A 17,711-nucleotide genomic window follows, 5' to 3' on the forward strand; every position below is an offset into this window, starting at 1 on the left:
GTCCGGCGCGTCGCACCAGGCGGTACCGGACACGGTCAACGGCACGGGCGGAACGGGCAGAGGCCGGGGCGAGCGGCGCGGGGCGATCCCCCTCGGTGCACAGCTCCACGGCACCAGGCATCGGGGGCGTACGTGGACGAGAACGGGATGTCTGTCTTCGGGGTCCCGGAGGCCGAGGAAGAGATCTACCGGCACTTCCTGCGCAACCCCGGCACACGCGCCGACTCCCTCCCCCTCCTGCTGCTCTCCCGGCCACGGGAGACCGGCGCCCGGATCGCCCGGCTCCAGGAACTGGGACTGCTGCACGCCGAGGACGCGGAGCGGCGGATCTTCCCGGCCGACCCCGAGGTGGCCATCAGCCGGCTGGTGGACATCCGGCTCCACGCGCTCCAGCAGGAGGTCCAGCGTGTCACCGGATCGCGGCACGTCATTGATGGTCTACGCGCGGAGCAGGGGGCCCGTACGCCCCCTCCGCAGGGCATCGAGCAACTGGAAGGGCTCGCCCAGGTCCACCACCGGATCGACGACCTCGCGTTCTTCGCACGGGACGAGATCCTCTCCGTGGAGCCGTACACCCGGCTGTCGGCGGAGAACATCGCCCGCTCCCGCCCGCTGGACCTCCGCTGTCTGCGGCGCGGGGTCCGGATCCGCAACGTCGTCTCCAGCGCGGCGCTCCAAGACCCGCCGACCGCCGCCTATCTCCGGGAGCTGGCCGAGCACGGGGCGGCGATCCGGGTGACGGCGGACACCACGGAGCGGCTCCTCGTCTACGACCGCCGGGCCGCGCTCGTCCCGCTGGACCCGCGCGACACCTCGCGGGGGGCGCTCCTCGCCCACCGCAGCGGCCTGGTGTCCAACGTCATCTCCCTGTTCGAACACATCTGGGATCAGGCGGACGACCTGGCCCGCGCGGGCGGCTCCGTGGGACAGGGGGACACTGCGGCCTCCCGCCCCTCCGGGATCGTACGGCGGGTGCTCGTGTCGATGTGCACGGTGGGCAAGGACGAGGCGGGCGCGCGGGAGTTGGGGGTGTCGGTGCGGACCTACCGGCGGCATGTCGCCGACCTGATGCAGACACTCGGTGCGGCAAGCCGGGCGCAGGCCGCGCTCCTGGCCCGCGAACGCGGCTGGATCTGAGGGCCGGGGGCCGGTCCCGGCGCGCACGACGAGGCCGGAGCAGAACCATGGCGGGGCGGGGAACAGATCGGCTCCGGGAACAGGTCGGCTCCGGGACGTTTGGAGGAACGTCCCGGAGCCTGCCGTCATCCTACGGGGCCACCCTCCCGGCAGGGGGCACCCCCGCCAGGAGGGCGCCCCTGCCGGGAGAGCGTGCCCCGCCAGGGGGTGCGCCCCCGCCGGGAGGTGTCCCCTGGCGGGAGGGCGCCCCCTGGCGGGAGGGCGCCCCCTGGCGGGAGGAACGTGCCGGTTCAGCCGTCGGTCGCAATGGCGTTCAGGACGTTCATCCGGCCCGCCCGGAAGGCAGGGACGAGCGCGGCGAACAGCCCGACCAGCGCCGAGCAGGCGAAGACCGTGAGGATCGTCGGCCACGGGATGTCCAGGACCTCCAACCCCTCCAGGGCCAGGAGCTTCTGGGCGGCGGCGCCCCAGCCCATCCCGAGTCCGAGGCCCAGCAGGGCCCCGAAGAGGGCGATGACCACGGACTCCAGGCGGATCATGCGGCGCAACTGGCGGCGGGAAAGCCCGATGGCGCGCATCAGGCCGATCTCACGGGTCCGCTCCACCACGGAGAGGGCGAGGGTGTTCACCACACCGAGGATCGCCACGACGATCGCCAGGGCGAGCAGGCCGTACACGATGTTCAGCAGCTGGCCGACCTGGTCCTTGAGCGTCTCCTTGAAATCGGCCTGGTTCTGCACCGTGTAGACCGGGTACTCCGCGAGGGCGGTCTTGAGGCCCGCGTACGCCTCCTTCTCCTTGCCCTCCTCGGCCTTGGCGAACATGGCCACGTTCTGCGGCATCCGGTCGGCCGGGACGTAGGAGGCCGCCGTGGTGAGGTTGGCGTACATCGCACCGCGGTCGATATTGGTGTCGTCGGAGGTGACGGCGGCGACGGTGAGCTTCGCGGTCCTGCCCCCCTTGAAGGCGACGGTCATCGTGTCACCGACCTCGACCCCGTGCTTCTTCGCGTAGTCTTCGCCGACCGACATGGCGTTCTTCCCGTACGCCTTCGCCAGATCGCCGGAGAGCACCGTGCGTCGGACGTCCTGCTGGTACGTCGGGTCCGCGGCGACGATCCCGTCGTCCTCGGTCTTCCCGCTCGGGGCGGTGATCTTCGCCTGGAAGTAGGCGTAGTCCGTCACGTGCTCCAGGCCGGGCACGGCGCGCACGGCGTCGGCGGCCTGCGGCACGATCGGGCGGCCGGTGCCGCCGTCCTGGACGATGAAGTCCGCGCCGACCGACTTGTCGAGCTCCTCCGTGGCCGAGGCCACCATGGAGGACCCGACCACCGAGAGGCAGGCGACCAGCGCGAGCCCGATCATCAGGGCGGCTCCGGTCGCTCCCGTACGACGGGGGTTGCGCAAGGCGTTGCGCTCGGCCAGCCGGCCGACCGGGCCGAAGAGACGCAGGACGACAACGCTCAGGGCGCGCACCACGACACCGGCCAGAAGCGGACCGATCACGATGAAGCCGATCAGGGTCAGCAGCACGCCGACGGCGAGGTACATCGAGCCTTCGGTGGCCTTGTCCGCCCGGGTGGTCACCCACAGGGCGGCGCCGCCGACGGCCGTCAGGAGCAGGCCGACCACCGCCCTGACCCGGCCGGACCGGCCGTCCGCGGGCGTCCCGGCATCGCGCAGCGCGGCCATCGGGGAGACCTTGCCGGCCCGCCGCGCCGGTATGTACGCGGCGAGGACGGTGACGACGACACCGAGCAGGAGTCCGAGCACCGGGGTCGTCCAGGCGACGGTGAGGTCCCTGGTGGACAGCTCCATGCCCACGGCGCCCATCAGCTTCATCAGCCCGACGGCGAGCCCGACGCCGGCGGCGACACCGAGGACGGAGCCGACGATGCCGAGGAGGACCGCCTCCACCAGCACGGAACGGTTGACCTGCTTGCGGCTGGAGCCGATGGCCCGCATCAGGCCGATCTCGCGGGTCCGCTGGGCGACCAGCATCGAGAAGGTGTTGACGATGAGGAAGATGCCGACGAGGAAGGCGATCCCGGCGAAGCCGAGCATCGCGTACTTCATGACGTCCAGGAAGGCGCCCATGGAGTCCTTGTTGGCGGCGGCCGCCTCCTCCTGGGTCTGGAGCTTGTACGCGGCGGAGCCGTCGAGGGCGGCGGCCACGTTCTTCTTGAGCTGGGTGTCGCTGACACCGCTCTCGGCGGTCACCAGGATCTGGGTGAAGACGCCAGGCGCGCCCAGCAGGTGCTTCTGCGCGGTGGCGGTGTCGAGGTAGACGACGGCCGCGCCCGGGTTGGTGACGGTGAAGGCCGCGATGCCGCTGATCTTCGCCTTGAGGTCACCGGTGGCGGCGATGGTGCGCAGCTCGTCGCCGAGCTCCAGCTTGTGCTTCTTCGCCGTGTCGGCGTCGACCATCACCTCGGTGGGGCCTCGCGGTGCGTGGCCGGAGGTGATCTCCATCGAGCGCAGGTCGTTCCTGGTCCAGTTGCTCGCGATGGTGGGGGCGCCGGTCTGGGAGCCCATGTTCTTGTTGTCGGCGTCGACCACGGTGACCGCGAGGGAGAACGCGGCGCCCTCGGCCCGCTCCACCCCCTCGACCTTCTCGACCTGCCGGACCAGGGAGGCGGGCAGCGAGGCCGGTTTGCCGTTGTCCGGCTGCTCATCGGCCTCCTCGGCCTCCTTCGGGCTGACGGTGACGTCGGGCGAGGAGATGGCGAAGAGCTTGTCGAAGGTGGTGTTCATCGTGTCGGTGAACACCAGGGTCCCGCAGACGAACGCGACGGAGAGCAGCACCGCCACGGCGGAGAGGGCCATGCGGCCCTTGTGCGCGAGGAAGTTGCGCACCGAGGTCTTCCATACGGTCATGACGTCCGCCCACGCGCGTCGAAGTGCTTCATGCGGTCGAGGACCTGGTCGGCGGTCGGGTTGTACATCTCGTCGACGATGGAGCCGTCGGCGAGATACAGCACCCGGTCCGCGTACGAGGCGGCGACGGGGTCGTGGGTGACCATGACGATGGTCTGGCCCAGCTCGTCGACCGACGTGCGGAGGAAGGAGAGGACTTCGGCCCCGGCGCGGGAGTCCAGGTTCCCGGTGGGCTCGTCACCGAAGATGATCTCCGGCCGGGCGGCGAGCGCTCTGGCGACGGCGACACGCTGCTGCTGGCCGCCGGAGAGCTGGGTGGGGCGGTGCTTGAGGCGATCGGCGAGCCCGACCGTCTCCACGACCTGCTGGAGCCAGGCGGCGTCGGGCTTGCGGCCGGCGATGTCCATCGGCAGCGTGATGTTCTCGATCGCGTTGAGCGTCGGGAGCAGGTTGAACGCCTGGAAGATGAACCCGATCCGGTCACGCCGGAGTTGGGTGAGCTTCTTGTCCTTCAGCTGGGTGATCTCGGTCTCGTCGAGGAAGATCTCGCCCGACGTCACCGTGTCCAGTCCGGCCAGGCAGTGCATCAGGGTCGACTTGCCGGAGCCGGACGGCCCCATGATCGCGGTGAACTGCCCGCGGGCGATGTCCACATCGACATGGTCGAGCGCGACGACGCGGGTCTCGCCGGTGCCGTACGCCTTGACGACCTGCCGCGCTCGTGCCGCAACGGCCGTACGCCCTCCAGTGCCCCCGTGCCTGGGAATGGTCACAGCCGTTGTCACGGTCTACTCCTATGGTCGGTCGATGACTGACGTCTTCGGGTACGGTCCGATTCTGAGTTCGGGACCGTGCCCGGCGCGATGGTGCTCAGCGCAGTCTTCGGGTGGGGTTTTCCCTACCCGCCCCCCTGCGGTGAGCCGTAGCGGCGACGTAGGAAAAGGTTAAGGAAGCGCCCCCCGCCGCCACGTCCTCCGCCGGGAGGAACGGGCCCTGGCCGCCATGAGGGGGCGCCCCCTAGGGGAATCGTCCTTCCGGCGGACACCGGGTCAGGGGCACGGTCGGGGAGAGCGCGACGCCGTACGGGACGACCGGCCGAACCGGAGCGGAAGCGTCCGCCGACGTCCCGCCGGGAACCCGCCCCCGGCACGCCCCGGAGCTGCCGAGACCCCTCCCCCCGCACTCCCGTCACCGCCCGGCCCGCCGCCACCCCCTCCCCTCCCGCCCGCCCGGATGAGACAGTGCGTCCGGGAGATAGGTGCATAGGGAAGGAAACCCGGTGGACGGCACGAACGGCAGAAGCGAGGCCGACGCCGGCGGCGCGGAGACAGGCACGGGTGCGGATACGGGCACGGGTTCGGGCACCGGTACGAATACGGAGTCGGGCAGCGGTACGGATACGGACACCGCCACGGGCACGGGGTCGGGCACCCGCCCCGCCTCACGCCCCGGCCGCCGCCCCGACCCCGGCCCCGACCTCGACCGCCACCTCGACCCCGGCCTCGACCGCCGCCCCGGCCCCGGCCCCGGCACAATCGCGAGCGCGACCCCGGAAGAAGCCGCGGACGCGGAAGCGCACGCGGGCTCCGGCACGACCGCCGACTCCGCCGCAGACGCCGCCGCCCCCGGCACCACCGCGGTCCCGGAGGCGGAAGCAGACAGGGCCGTGTCCCCCGGTCCCCCCGCCACCACCACACCCCGGGGCCGCCGCCCGGTCGTGGCGGCGCTCATGCTCGGCATGGCGCTGGCCGCCATCGACGGGACCATCGTCTCCACCGCCGTCCCCCAGATCGTCGGCGACCTCGGCGGCTTCACCGTCTTCTCCTGGCTCTTCTCCGGCTACCTGCTCGCCGTCACCGTCACCCTCCCCCTCTACGGGAAGCTCTCCGACACCTTCGGCCGCAAGCCGGTCCTGATCGCCGGGATCGTCCTCTTCCTGGTCGGCTCCCTCCTCTGCGCGGCCGCCTGGAGCATGGCCGCGCTCATCGCCTTCCGGATCGTCCAGGGCCTGGGCGGCGGCGCGCTCCAGGGCACGATCCAGACGATCGCGGCCGACCTCTACCCGCTCAGGGAACGGCCGCGCATCCAGGCGAAGTTGTCCACGGTGTGGGCGACGTCCTCGGTCGCGGGACCGGTGGCCGGCGGGCTGCTCGCCGGGTACGCCGACTGGCGGTGGATCTTCCTGATCAACCTCCCGGTCGGGGCGGTCGCCCTCTGGCTGGTCGCCCGCCACCTCCAGGAGCCCGCCCGCCCGCGCCCGGCCGTCCGCCCACGCGTGGACTGGGCGGGCGCGCTCGCCGTCTTCGCGACCGGGGCACTGCTGCTCACGGCGCTCGTCCAGGGCGGCGTGGCCTGGCCGTGGCTCTCGGCGCCCTCGCTCGGCCTGTTCGGGGCGAGCGCGGTCCTGGCGGCGCTCACCGTCGTCATCGAGCGGCGGGCCTCGGAGCCGGTCATTCCGGGCTGGGTGTGGCGCCGGCGGACCATCGCCTCGGTCAACCTGGCGCTCGGTGCGATGGGGCTGCTGATGGTCGCGCCGACCGTCTTCCTGCCGACGTACGCCCAGTCGGTGCTGGGGCTCGGTCCGATAGCGGCCGGGTTCGTGCTCTCCGTGATGACGCTGAGCTGGCCCGTATCGGCGGCCCTCTCCGATCGGGTCTACAACCGGATCGGCTTCCGCCGGACCGCGATCATCGGGATGGGCGCGGCCCTGCTGATCCTGCTGGCCTTCCCGCTCCTCCCCTACCCCGGCGCGGCCTGGCACCCCGCGCTGCTGATGCTCCTGCTCGGCGCGGCCCTCGGCCTGTTCCAGCTCCCCCTGATCGTGGGCGTCCAGTCGACGGTCGGCTGGGCGGAGCGCGGGACGACGACGGCGTCGGTCCTCTTCTGCCGCCAGGTCGGCCAGAGCATCGGTGCGGCGCTCTTCGGGGCCGTCGCCAACGGCGTCCTGGCCGCCCGCCTCCTCGACGCCCCGGTGGACGGTCTCCCCGACGACCTGGACGCGGTGGCCCGCGCGCTGGAGGACCCGGACGCCGTCTCGCCGGCGGCGGCGGAGTACCTGCGCCGGTCGGTGGACGCGGCGGTGGACCTCGTCCACGTCGGGGCCGCCGGAGCGGCGGTCCTGGCCCTGCTCGCCCTGATCACCCTCGCCCCGCGCCGCTTCCCGGTCATCACGGAGCCGGCCGAAACGCCCGCCCCGGCCGAAACGGTCGGCCCCGCGGAAACGACCGGCTCCGCCGGGGCGGCCGGCCCCGCCGGAACGGCTGAGGCTGCTCCCCGCCGGGACCCGTGCCAGGATCGGAGTACCGGGGCCCCCTGAGCACGCCCCCGGCCCGCGGCCCGACCCGACGTACCGGAGAGCACCCATGAGGATCACCCTGACCAGCGTCTTCGTCGACGACCAGGAGAAGGCCCTGCGCTTCTACACGGACGTCCTCGGCTTCCGGAAGAAGCACGACGTCCCGCTCGGCGGCGAGGACCGCTGGCTGACCGTGGTCTCGCCGGAGGACCCCGAGGGCACCGAACTCCTCCTGGAGCCGGACAAGCACCCCGCCGCCAAGCCGTACACGACGGCCCTGGTCAAGGACGGCATCCCGGCCACCGCCTTCGCCGTGGACGACGTACGGGCGGAGTTCGAGCGGCTGAGCAAGCTCGGTGTGCGGTTCACCCGGGAGCCGCTGGAGGCGGGCCCGGTCACGCTCGCGGTCCTGGACGACACCTGCGGGAACCTGATCCAGATCATGCAGACGGCGGTCACGCCGTAGCACCGGGCAGGGCGGCCGCCACCTCCGCCCACACCGTCTTCCCGATCGGGTTCCTGGACTCCCACCCCCACCGCGTCGCCACGCTCTCCACCAGGAAGAGGCCGCGCCCCGACTCCTGGTCGTCCTCGGGCAGCGCCGGCTGCTCGGGGACCCGGCCGAGCACGGCGTCCGAGACCTCGATGCGGAAACGGCTCGCGGGGCCCTCGTAGTCCACCCGCAGGTGGAAGTTCCGGCCCCGCAGCCGGCCGTGACACACCGCGTTCGCGGCCAGCTCCGCCACCACCAGGGCCACCGAGCACGACGCGTCCGACAGGGGGCCGAACCCCCACTGGTCGAGCTGCCGGACCACCGTACGGCGGGCGAGCCGCGCTCCCCGTGGCGTCGAGGGGAACTGCCGCGACAGGCACCCGTATCCGTTGGCGGTCAGCCCGAAGCCGCGCCGGGCGGGCCGGGCCTTCTTGTTCCCTCCGCCCTTCGCCCCGCCCTTCGCCCCGCACTCCGCGCACTCCGCGCTCTCCGCCGTGGTCGCCCTCTTGCCGCTCATGCCGGTCATCCGCTCGCTCGACTCCTTCTCACGTCACCCACACGTGCGGGTCGCGTGACGTTCCGTACTCAAGAGTCGGCGGCGCGTCCTAGCCTCGGAAGATGACAGCGCCTTACCGTGCGGGCCGTAAGAATCGGAAGTAACCCCATGGCCAAAGCAATTGACCCGCAGTCCTCCATGGCTGCCCTCTTCGGATCACGTCTGCGCAAGCTGCGCATCGCGGCCGGACTCACCCAGACCGAAGTGGGCGTGCTCGCCCACGTGGTGGGCAGCCGGATCGCCCAGCTCGAACGCGCGACCGGCGCGAAGCCCACGCTGGAGCTGACCCGTGTCCTGGACCGGGAGTTGGTGGCGGACGAGTTACTGATCGACCTCTGGCCGTACGTGCACCGGGAGGCGTTCCCGGACTGGTCGCAGGCGTTCATCGCGTACTCCGCCCGCGCGAAGGTGATCCGCCAGTACTCCTCGCACGCCGTGCCCGGCCTGTTGCAGACGCCCGAGTACGCACGGGTCCTGCTGAGCATGGGCCACTCCCTGCGGGACGCCGAGCACCTGGAGGAGCGCGTCGCGGCCCGGCTCGACCGCCAGGTGCGGCTCACCGGCCCGGACCGGCCGGAGCTGTGGGTCGTCCTCGACGAGGCCGTGCTCCGGCGGCCGGTCGGCGGAGCTGCGGTGATGCGCGGCCAGTTGGAGAAGCTGCTCAGGATGGCGGAGGAGCCCAACATCACCGTTCAGGTGCTGCCGTTCGACCAGGGCGCGCACGGCGCGCTGGCCGGCTCCCTCTCCGTGCTGGTGATGCCGGACGGCGCCGAGATCGCCTACACGGAAGGAGCCCACCACGGCCAGTTGACCGAGGAGCCGGAGGAGGTCGAACAGTTCGCCCTGACCTACCATCACCTCACGGCGATGGCGCTGCCACCGCTGATGTCGCTCGATCTGATCCGATCCGTGCTGGAGGCCGATTACCGTGCAGCGAGTATCCCGTCACGATCTGACCGCCGCCGCCTGGCGCAGCAGCAGCTACAGCAACGAGGAGGGCGGCGACTGCGTGCAGGTGGCGGACGGATTCCCCGGCGTCGTCCCCGTCCGTGACAGCAAGAACCCCCACGGCCCCGCCCTCGTCCTGACCAGCACCGCCTGGACCGCCTTCATCGCGGGCACCGTCGTTCGCTGACGCGTTCCCGGCGTCCTCCCCGAAGGACGGGCGCCGACGCGCTGACTGGTGTCACCGTGCACATGCCGGTGCTCTTACGGAGGTATCGACGCCGCGACGCCGACCGATATGCTCCGGCACGCCTTTCAGATTGACCGAAAAGAATTCCTCAGCGCCGCATCTCCGTGTGGGCGCTTCCGCGCGGAAGCCTCATGATGGCCGCACGTCGGGCGCACCGTATATGCCCCGGCCATGCGCCGGGCGCCTATTCCCGCCCGGTGCCCCGACATCGTGGCCACGCCTCGCAAATACCACAACAGCCGCAAGCCGCTGGCCTCTTCTCGTCAAAATCACTCTGCCTACGGACTGGGGCGTCGACCGCGTCATCCGTCGCGTGAGCATGTCTACGATGTGGTCAACCCCTGACAGGAAAGGTCGCTTCCGCTTACTCCGAATCCGATTCCGATTCCGATTCGCCAGGTGATCCGGACCTTTCCGGGGCGGCCGCACAGTTTCGCCTACCTTCCGCTCGGCAGATCTGAGGGACCGCATCCATGCCGAAACCCGTACCAGCCAGTCAGAGGCGGCGGCAGCCGATGAACGCGCCGAAAGCGGCGATGGCACCCCTTGTGGCCACGCTGTCCGTGACCGCCGTCGCCGGAGCCGTGGCCGTGGCCCTGGCACCGTCCGGGGCGCGCGGCTGGGCGGTCATGGTGGTGCTCACCGCCTGGGTGGTCCTGGCCGTCACGCTCGCCGCCGCCCACTCCGGCACCCGTCGGGCCCAGCGCGCCGCCACGGCCCGGTCCGAGGAGGCCGAGCGGCTCAAGTCGTCGCTGTCCGCGCTCGAAACGGACACCGCGCACACCGCCGACGTGGCGCTGCCCGCCCTGATCCAGCTGGTACGCGGCGGAGTGAAGGCCACCGACGCGCTCGGCCGGATCCCGCTGCCGCGCGTCCCCCGGCACCGCAAACTCCTGCACGCCCTCGCGACGACCGTCGAGGAGCAGGAGCGGCAGACCGCCGCGCTGCGCACCGACAGCACGCGGGTCCACGACGAGATGGGCGCGGAGAACGCGCGGCTCCGCGAGGAACTGCACGCGCTGACCTCCGAGGTGGAGCGGTTCACCCGCGACACGCTGCCGACCGCCGTCGCCCGGCTCCGCGAGGGCGAGTCCGGCGCCACGGTGCAGGCCGAGGTGTACCTGCCGGAGCAACCGCTGCTGCGCGCGTCCGTCGAGGCCGTGCTCCGGGAGCTCGCGCTCAGCGAACGCCGTGCCCTCGCGGCGCAGACCGCGTCGGCCAAGGCGCTCAGCCGCGTCCAGGCCAAATCCGTCAGCATGCTCGCCGATCTGCGCAGCATGCAGGAACGTCACGGCGAAGAGGTGTTCGGGGACCTGCTGAAGCTGGACCACAGCACCTCGCAGCTCGGGCTGATGACCGACCGGCTGGCGCTGCTGATGGGCGGACGCCCCAGCCGCGCCTGGAACCGGCCGATCGTGATGGAGAGCATCCTGCGCGGTGCGGTCGGCCGTATCGCCGCCTATCAGCGGGTACGGCTGCACTGCTCGTCCACCGTCTCCATCGCCGGCTTCGCCGCCGAAGGCGTGATGCACCTGCTCGCCGAACTCATGGACAACGCCGCGAACTTCTCGCCGCCCATCGACGAGGTGCACGTCTACGTCGAGGAGCGCGGCACCGGAGTCGTCGTCACCATCGAGGACAGCGGGCTCAAGATGGCCGAAGCGGCGATGCGCCGCGCGGCGGACTCGGTCGCCGGGCGGATGACCGACCTCGGGACCCTCCAGGGCACGCGGCTCGGCCTCGCCGTGGTGGGACGGCTCGCACTCAAGCACCGCATCAGCGTCAACTACCGGCCGTCCTCGCGGGGCGGCACCGGCGTGGTCGTCCTGCTGCCCAGGCACCTGATCGCCCAGGAGGCCCGCGACAGCCACCCGGCCCCGAGCCTCCGGGAAGCCACCGCCACCGCGGGCGCGGCCCCCACCGCGCCATCGCCGGTGCCCACGCCCGCGCCGGTCTCCGATCCCGCGCCCACGCCCGCGCTGCCGGATGCCTCCGGCGTCGCGGGCTCCGCGGCCGCGACGCCTGCCCTGCCGGACGCCGCGCCCCCGCCGGCCTCGTACCCCTCGCGTACGCCCGCCCACGGGGTCGATCCGGGACCGGCCCGGACGCCCGGCCAGGGGCTCCACCAGCGAGCCGCCCGGGGCCCGGCCCCCGTACCCGTCGGCCCGCCGTCCGTCACCCCGCCCTCCGTTCCGCCGCCGTCCCCCGTGCCCGCCGACGACCGGCTGGTGTTCCGCCCGCGTGAGGCAGAGCGGCCGGCGGCTCCCCGTCCGGCGGCGGCCTCCACCCCCGGCGGTCTGCCCGTCCGCACGCCCGGCCGCACCATGGGCGAGGCCGAGCGTGAACGCGGCCGCCATCGGGGAGCACCCGCACCCACCACCCCGGCGGACCTGCGGGGCGACACACCGCGGGCCACCCCTCCCCGCAGCGCGGGCGAGCAGTTCGGGGCCTTCCACCGGGCCCGGCGGCCCGGCAGCGCCGGTGGAGAGCCGGAAAACCGGGTCACCCGCCCCGGCGGCGGTACCACCCGGCCCTCCGGCGAGCCGGAGGGCGACGGGGGGCCGGACGCCCGGCCCCTCAGCCGTCCGGATGCCGGGACCGTCACGCCGCCTCCCTCCGCGCCGTAGCCCGGAGCGCCCATCCGCAGGGTGTCCGGTCCACCGGACGCGCACGCTCGATCATCCGAGATTGGAGGTACGGGCCGTCGGCCGGTCGCCGGCGTCACGGTCCCGTCACTCATCATGCAGACCACAGACAACAGCCTCACCTGGCTTCTGCAGAGGCTGCTCGATCAGACCCCCGGAACGCGGCACGCCCTGGCCCTGTCCCGTGACGGGCTCAAGCTCTGCTGGAGCGAGCACCTCACACTCGACCAGGCCGACCAACTGGCGGCCATCTGCTCGGGCATGCAGGCGCTCGCGCAGGGCGCCTCCATCGAGTTCGGCGACGGCTCCGGCGGCGTACGCCACTCGATGACCGAGTTCCACGGCGGCCTGCTCTTCATCGTCGAAGCCGGTGAGGGCGCGCATCTGGCCGTCATCGCCACCGAGGAGGCCGATCCCAGCATCGTGGGGAACCAGATGACGCAGATGGTCGAGCAGATCGGCGAACACCTGCGCGCCGCACCCCGCGCCGCCGCGCCCGGCTTCACCGCACGCCGCGGCACCGGCCCCGTACGGAGGAGCGCCGCACCGGGGGGCGTCCTGCCGGGAAGCCCCGCGCCCGGAAGCACCGTACCGGGAGGCGCGTCGCCCGGAGGCAGTTCGTCGCCGGGGAGGGAGTCGTGACCCGTCCGCCCGTCGACACCGGGTCCCCCGACCGGCTCTACACGGTCACCGGCGGACGCAGCCGCGCCGCGGACTCCTTCGACCTGGTCACCCTCGTGGTCAGCGAGTGCCGGCCCACCACCGGCATGCAGTCCGAGCACGCGCGGATCCTCCACCTGTGCACCCACCCGACCGCCGTCGTCGAGATCGCCGCCGAACTCGCCCTCCCCGTCACCGTGGTGCGCATCCTTCTCGACGACCTCCACGTCATGGGCCGGATCACCGCCCGCCACCCGCGCGCGGCCGTCTCCGTCTCCGACCTCCCCGACTCCGAACTGCTGATGGAGGTGCTCCATGGTCTCCGGAAGCTGTGAACTGCCGGCCCGGCGCACACCGCTGGCCGCCGCGGCCGAGACCGGCCTGAAGATAGTCGTCGTCGGAGGGTTCGGCGTCGGCAAGACGACACTCGTCCGCTCGGTGAGCGAGATCCGGCCGCTGAACACCGAGGAGGTCATGACCCAGGCGGGCGTCGGCGTCGACGAGACGAACGGCGTCGACGCCAAGACGACCACCACGGTCGCCTTCGACTTCGGCCGCATCAGCCTCAACGAGCGGATCGTGCTGTACCTGTTCGGCGCGCCGGGCCAGGAACGGTTCTGGTTCCTGTGGGACCGCCTGTTCTCCGGCACCCTCGGCGCGGTCGTCCTCGTGGACACCCGCCGGATGGACGACTCCTGGTACGCGATCGACCGGCTGGAGCACCACGGCACCCCGTTCGTGGTGGCGGTCAACCGCTTCGACGACGACGGCCACCACTCCCTCGACGAGATCCGTCAGGCCCTGGCGCTGCCCGAGCACGTCCCGATGGTCGACTGCGACGCACGGGTCCGGAAGTCCAGCAAGAACGTACTGATCACGCTCGTCGACCATCTGCGCACGATGGCCATCGCACGGGAGACGACCCCATGAGCACCTCCGACTTCCCCTACGACGTCGCCGTCGGCCCGTCCTTCGACCCGAACGACGCCTCGGCTGCTCCTGCGGCCCCCGCGCCCGCCGCCGCCTCCGGCTGCCCGGTCGGCGGCGGTTCCGGTGCGGTACGCCTCGCCGGGGCCTCGTACCAGCGGACGCCCACCGAGCTCTACCGGTCGCTGCGGCGGGAGCACGGCCCGGTGGCGCCGATCCTGCTGGACGGGGACGTGCCGGCCTGGCTGGTGCTCGGCTACTCCGAACTGTCCTACGTCACCACGCACGACGAGCTGTTCGCACGGGACTCGCGCCGCTGGAACCAGTGGGACAGCATTCCGCCGGACTGGCCGCTGATGCCGTTCGTCGGGTACCAGCCATCGGTCCTGTTCACCGAGGGCGACGAGCACCGCCGCCGGGCCGGGGTCATCACCGAGGCCCTGGAGGGCGTGGACCAGTTCGAGCTGGCGCGCGACTGCCGGCGGATCGCGGACCGGCTGATCGCGGGCTTCTCCGGCAGCGGCCGGACGGAGCTGATGCGCGACTACGTCCACGCCCTGCCGATGCGGGCCGTGGTCCAGATGTGCGGCATGCCGGTGTCGGGCGAGGACACCCAGAGGCTGGTGGACGATCTGCGGATCTCCCTGGACGCCGGCGAGGGGGACGACCCGGTGGCCGCGTACGGGCGGGTCGGGGAGCGGCTGCGCCGGCTGGTCGAGGACAAGAGGGCGGCCCCCGGACCGGACGTCACCTCGCGGATGGTGACGCACGAGGCGGGCCTCACGGACGAGGAGATCGTCCAGGACCTGATCTCGGTGATCGCCGCCGCCCAGCAGCCCACCGCCAACTGGATCTGCAACACGCTGCGGCTGCTCCTGACGGACGAGCGCTTCGCGGTGAACGTCTCCGGCGGCCGGCTCAGCGTCGGCGAGGCGCTCAACGAGGTGCTGTGGCTGGACACCCCGACGCAGAACTTCATCGGCCGCTGGGCCGTACGGGACACCCAGCTCGGCGGACGGCACATCCGGGCCGGCGACTGCCTGGTCCTGGGCCTCGCGGCGGCCAACACCGACCCGGAGATCTGGCCGGAGTCGTACGTCGGGGCCGAGAACTCCGCCCACCTGTCGTTCAGCGGCGGCGAACACCGCTGCCCCTACCCCGCGCCGCTGCTGGCCGACGTGATGGCCCGTACGGCGGTGGAGACGCTGCTGGAGCACCTGCCGGACCTGATGCTGGCGGTCGAGCCCGAGGAGCTGTCCTGGCGGCCGTCGATCTGGATGCGCGGGCTCTCCGAACTGCCGGTCCGGTTCAGCCCGGTGGCGCAGTAGGCCGCGCCGCCCCTTCGCCGCGCGGGCACCCGCCCGCGCGGCGAAGGGGCGGCGGATCAGCCGGAGACCGGCGTGAACCGGACCGGCAGGCTCTGCGGCCCGCGGGTGAAGACACCGTGTTCGACCGGGACGAACCCGTCGGCCAACCGGAGATCCGGCATGGCGTCCAGCAACTGGCCGACGCCGGTCTCCACTTCGGCCCTGGCCAGCAGAGCACCCACGCAGAAGTGCCGGCCGAGCGCGAAGGCGAGGTGGTCGGCCGCCGCCGAGAAGGCGTTCGTGGCGGACAGGTCCTCGCGGAAGATGTCGAACGTGTCGGGGTCCCGGTAGCGCTCCTCGTCACGGTTGGCGGAGCCGATCAGGCAGGTCACCGTGGCTCCCGCCGGTATCGTGCCGCCGCTCAGCTCCACCTCCGACGCCGACTGCCGCATGATCATGTGCACCGGCGGCGTGTGGCGCAGGGTCTCGGCGAAGGCGCGGGCGATCAGGCTCCGGTCGGCGCGGACCGCCTCCAACTGCTCGGGGTGCTTCAGCAGATTGGCGAAGATCCCGGCGATGGCCTTGTCGGTGGTCTCCCCACCGGCGGCCAGCAGCAGGCTGCAGAACGCCTTGACGTCCTCGTCGCTCATCCGGACACCGTCGACCTCCGCGGTGCACAGCCTCGACAGAAGGTCGTCGCCGGGCTTCTCGCGCCGCTCGCGGATGATCGGCAGCATGTACTCGGCGAACTCGACGCGCGTACGTTCACCCGCCCGCGCCACGTCCTGATCGCCGGAGAGATTACCGAGAAATGCGATGACAGCCGTGTACCAGCCGTGAAATCGCTCGTAGTCGGACTTGTCCAGCCCCAGCATGTCCGCAATGACGTTCACGGGAAAACGGGTGGCGTAGTCGGCGACCAGGTCGACGGAACCGGAGTGCCGGAACCCGTCGATCAATTCACGCGAATTGCGCTCGATGACCGGTAAGAACGTGTCCCGCAGGTCGCCACCGCGGAAGGCGGGAGCGACCAGAGCCCGGCGTACGGCGTGCTCGCGCCCGCTGAGCTGGAGAATCGTCCGCCCGTGCACGGGCTCGATCTGCCAGTCGTAGTTCTCGGTGGTGAATTCACCGGCTTTGTCCTTGAAGACGCGTTCGACGTCCTCGTAACGCGAGACGAGGTAACTCCTGGTGGCCTCGTGCCACAGGAGCGGTGCGTCCTGCCGCATAGCGCGATAGGCCGCGTACGGATCTCTCTCGAACTCGGGTGACAGAATGTCCGGCGCCGGGACCGACATGAACCCTCCCTGCTGAACGGGAACGGATACGTGTGAACTGAACGCTTCCATCTGCTCCTGAGAACACGCGTTCGTCAAGAGTTGCCACCCGTTGCGGCCGGCCCGGATCCGGTCCCGGAGTCCTCGGCCCTCAGCCCTCAGCCCTCAGCCCTCAGCCCGCCGCGCCCGCTGCCCCGGTTCCTCCGCCGGTTCCTCCGGTTCCTCCGCCGGCTCCTCCTCCGGTTCCTCCGCCGACGACGTCACCCGCCCCGTCAGCGCCGCCAGCGAGCTGCGCACATGCGCCATATGGGCCTGGACCTCGTCGCGGCCCTCCTCGTGCTCCCGCAGGACGCGCTCCGTCTCCCGGACCACCCGCTCCTCGCGGACCCGCGCCCCGGCCAGCAGCTCCGCCGCCCGCGCCTCCGCGTCCTCCTGGCCGTGCCGGGCCGCCTCCTGGGTGGCGGCGAGCTCCCGGCCCGCCTCCGCGAGCAGCGCCTCGGCCCGCCCGGTCAGCTCCGCGTGCCGCGCCTCCAGCTCCGCCTCCGCGGCCGCCATCGCCTCCTCGGCCGCCTTGCGGCGCTCCCGGTGCTCCCGCTCCTGCTGGGCCAGCTCACCCGCCGTACGGTCACGGGTCTGCGCCATCACCGCGGCCGCCACCGACCGCGCCTCCTCGGCGTCCTGCCGGGCCGCCGCCACCAGGCCCTGCGCCTCCTCGACCGCCGCGGCCACCCGCTCCGCCGCCGCCAGCTCCGCCGCCGCGCGCACCGCGTCGGCCGCCTCGCGCGCCGCGTCCCCGGCCGCCCGGCCCGCCGCCTCGGCCTCGTCCCGCATCGTCCGGCCCGCCGCCACCGCCTCGGACTCCAGCGCGTGCGCCTCCTCCTCGGCCAGGGCCAGAATCCGCTGCGCCCGCGCCCCCAGCTCCGCGTAGTCCTGGACGGGCAGCGCAGCGACGGTCTCCGCCAGCCGGGCCGCCTCGGCGGCCAGCTCCTCCACCCGGTCCGTCAGCCGCGCGACCTCGGCGAGCGCCCGGTCCCGTTCGGCCGTCAGGGTGACCGTCGCCCGGTCCACCTGGTCCGGACGGTAACCACGCCCCCGCAACCCGACGACGTCGTACGCGGACACCGGACCAGCACTCATCCCTGAAGCCTCTCTCCGAGCAACGACCCACCGACACGCGCGGCCGCACCACGACGCCCGCGATACGTCAAGGATGCGGCAATTCGTGTCGGAAGTCGGAATCGATCAGCGGCATTCCGGCCGGAAGCGATCGGCATCACAGAACCGGGCGAACCGGCATCACCCGCTCACGACGCGGCGCCCGGACCCATCAGGGTCCGGGCGCC

The 17,711-nt window shown here is 72.3% G+C and carries 14 protein-coding genes and 1 pseudogene; 10 read left to right on the forward strand and 5 right to left on the reverse strand.

Annotated features, from left to right (window positions below):
* The first annotated feature begins 132 nt into the window (after positions 1-132).
* Positions 133-1,137: a helix-turn-helix transcriptional regulator gene (locus QFZ71_RS11155; protein WP_307668098.1), complete on the forward strand. Its 1,005-nt coding sequence runs from the start codon at positions 133-135 to the stop codon at positions 1,135-1,137.
* Between the two features lie 290 nt (positions 1,138-1,427).
* Here QFZ71_RS11155 and QFZ71_RS11160 read toward each other — a convergent pair whose 3' ends face one another.
* Positions 1,428-4,013, reverse strand: coding sequence for an ABC transporter permease (locus QFZ71_RS11160; protein ID WP_307668099.1), 2,586 nt, complete (start codon positions 4,011-4,013; stop codon positions 1,428-1,430).
* Positions 4,010-4,798 carry an ABC transporter ATP-binding protein gene (locus QFZ71_RS11165; protein ID WP_307668100.1) on the reverse strand — a complete coding sequence of 263 codons (789 nt, stop codon included), beginning with the start codon at positions 4,796-4,798 and terminating at the stop codon, positions 4,010-4,012. Before QFZ71_RS11165 ends, QFZ71_RS11160 begins: the two co-directional genes overlap by 4 nt.
* A gap of 944 nt (positions 4,799-5,742) precedes the next feature.
* On the opposite strand from QFZ71_RS11165, the gene QFZ71_RS11170 reads away from it, so the two are divergent.
* Both QFZ71_RS11170 and QFZ71_RS11175 read left to right on the forward strand, forming a co-directional pair.
* Positions 5,743-7,329, forward strand: a complete 1,587-nt coding sequence (locus tag QFZ71_RS11170) for an MFS transporter (protein ID WP_307671411.1) — start codon at positions 5,743-5,745, stop codon at positions 7,327-7,329.
* A gap of 46 nt (positions 7,330-7,375) precedes the next feature.
* Entirely contained in the window at positions 7,376-7,774 is a 399-nt protein-coding gene (locus tag QFZ71_RS11175) for a VOC family protein (protein ID WP_307668101.1), read from the forward strand.
* Here the strand turns inward: QFZ71_RS11175 and QFZ71_RS11180 are convergent.
* A complete protein-coding gene (locus tag QFZ71_RS11180; protein ID WP_307668102.1) occupies positions 7,764-8,327 on the reverse strand; it encodes an ATP-binding protein in 564 nt (187 codons plus the stop codon). The two genes, QFZ71_RS11175 and QFZ71_RS11180, sit on opposite strands and share 11 nt — an antisense overlap.
* A gap of 138 nt (positions 8,328-8,465) precedes the next feature.
* Here QFZ71_RS11180 and QFZ71_RS11185 point away from each other — a divergent pair, with 138 nt between their 5' ends.
* The 7 genes and pseudogenes from QFZ71_RS11185 to QFZ71_RS11215 all read left to right on the forward strand — a co-directional run bounded on the left by QFZ71_RS11185 (position 8,466) and on the right by QFZ71_RS11215 (position 15,112).
* The gene (locus QFZ71_RS11185) at positions 8,466-9,410 is read left to right on the forward strand and encodes a helix-turn-helix transcriptional regulator (protein ID WP_307668103.1); all 945 of its coding nucleotides are present in this window, start codon (positions 8,466-8,468) and stop codon (positions 9,408-9,410) included.
* A complete protein-coding gene (locus QFZ71_RS11190) occupies positions 9,373-9,492 on the forward strand; it encodes a DUF397 domain-containing protein (protein WP_307671412.1) in 120 nt (39 codons plus the stop codon). The genes QFZ71_RS11185 and QFZ71_RS11190 overlap by 38 nt, the downstream gene beginning before the upstream one ends.
* Positions 9,493-10,067: 575 nt before the next feature.
* Entirely contained in the window at positions 10,068-12,179 is a 2,112-nt protein-coding gene (locus QFZ71_RS11195) for an ATP-binding protein (RefSeq protein WP_307668104.1), read from the forward strand.
* A 114-nt stretch (positions 12,180-12,293) separates the two neighbouring features.
* A pseudogene (locus QFZ71_RS11200) lies at positions 12,294-12,698 on the forward strand (roadblock/LC7 domain-containing protein); the annotation flags it as partial.
* A gap of 137 nt (positions 12,699-12,835) precedes the next feature.
* On the forward strand, positions 12,836-13,192 hold the full coding sequence (locus tag QFZ71_RS11205; protein WP_307668105.1) for a DUF742 domain-containing protein: 357 nt from the start codon (positions 12,836-12,838) through the stop codon (positions 13,190-13,192).
* Positions 13,173-13,787, forward strand: coding sequence for an ATP/GTP-binding protein (locus tag QFZ71_RS11210; protein WP_307668106.1), 615 nt, complete (start codon positions 13,173-13,175; stop codon positions 13,785-13,787). The genes QFZ71_RS11205 and QFZ71_RS11210 overlap by 20 nt, the downstream gene beginning before the upstream one ends.
* On the forward strand, positions 13,784-15,112 hold the full coding sequence (locus QFZ71_RS11215; RefSeq protein WP_307668107.1) for a cytochrome P450: 1,329 nt from the start codon (positions 13,784-13,786) through the stop codon (positions 15,110-15,112). Before QFZ71_RS11210 ends, QFZ71_RS11215 begins: the two co-directional genes overlap by 4 nt.
* A 56-nt stretch (positions 15,113-15,168) precedes the next feature.
* On the opposite strand, the gene QFZ71_RS11220 is transcribed toward QFZ71_RS11215, so the two are convergent.
* A complete protein-coding gene (locus QFZ71_RS11220; protein ID WP_307668108.1) occupies positions 15,169-16,320 on the reverse strand; it encodes a cytochrome P450 in 1,152 nt (383 codons plus the stop codon).
* A gap of 213 nt (positions 16,321-16,533) precedes the next feature.
* Positions 16,534-17,505: a cellulose-binding protein gene (locus QFZ71_RS11225; RefSeq protein WP_307668109.1), complete on the reverse strand. Its 972-nt coding sequence runs from the start codon at positions 17,503-17,505 to the stop codon at positions 16,534-16,536.
* Between the last annotated feature and the right edge of the window lie 206 nt (positions 17,506-17,711).

Origin of the sequence: Streptomyces sp. V2I9, assembly GCF_030817475.1 — a bacterium.
Lineage (GTDB): Bacteria > Actinomycetota > Actinomycetes > Streptomycetales > Streptomycetaceae > Streptomyces.

Excerpts from the sequence above, each read along its gene's own strand:
- QFZ71_RS11160 (WP_307668099.1), bottom strand. The coding sequence starts at position 4,013 with ATGACCGTATGGAAGACCTCGGTGCGCAACTTCCTCGCGCACAAGGGC.
- QFZ71_RS11170 (WP_307671411.1), top strand. The coding sequence starts at position 5,743 with ATGCTCGGCATGGCGCTGGCCGCCATCGACGGGACCATCGTCTCCACC.
- QFZ71_RS11175 (WP_307668101.1), top strand. The coding sequence starts at position 7,376 with ATGAGGATCACCCTGACCAGCGTCTTCGTCGACGACCAGGAGAAGGCC.
- QFZ71_RS11180 (WP_307668102.1), bottom strand. The coding sequence starts at position 8,327 with ATGACCGGCATGAGCGGCAAGAGGGCGACCACGGCGGAGAGCGCGGAG.
- QFZ71_RS11185 (WP_307668103.1), top strand. The coding sequence starts at position 8,466 with ATGGCCAAAGCAATTGACCCGCAGTCCTCCATGGCTGCCCTCTTCGGA.
- QFZ71_RS11195 (WP_307668104.1), top strand. The coding sequence starts at position 10,068 with ATGAACGCGCCGAAAGCGGCGATGGCACCCCTTGTGGCCACGCTGTCC.
- QFZ71_RS11210 (WP_307668106.1), top strand. The coding sequence starts at position 13,173 with ATGGTCTCCGGAAGCTGTGAACTGCCGGCCCGGCGCACACCGCTGGCC.
- QFZ71_RS11215 (WP_307668107.1), top strand. The coding sequence starts at position 13,784 with ATGAGCACCTCCGACTTCCCCTACGACGTCGCCGTCGGCCCGTCCTTC.
- QFZ71_RS11220 (WP_307668108.1), bottom strand. The coding sequence starts at position 16,320 with ATGCGGCAGGACGCACCGCTCCTGTGGCACGAGGCCACCAGGAGTTAC.
- QFZ71_RS11225 (WP_307668109.1), bottom strand. The coding sequence starts at position 17,505 with ATGAGTGCTGGTCCGGTGTCCGCGTACGACGTCGTCGGGTTGCGGGGG.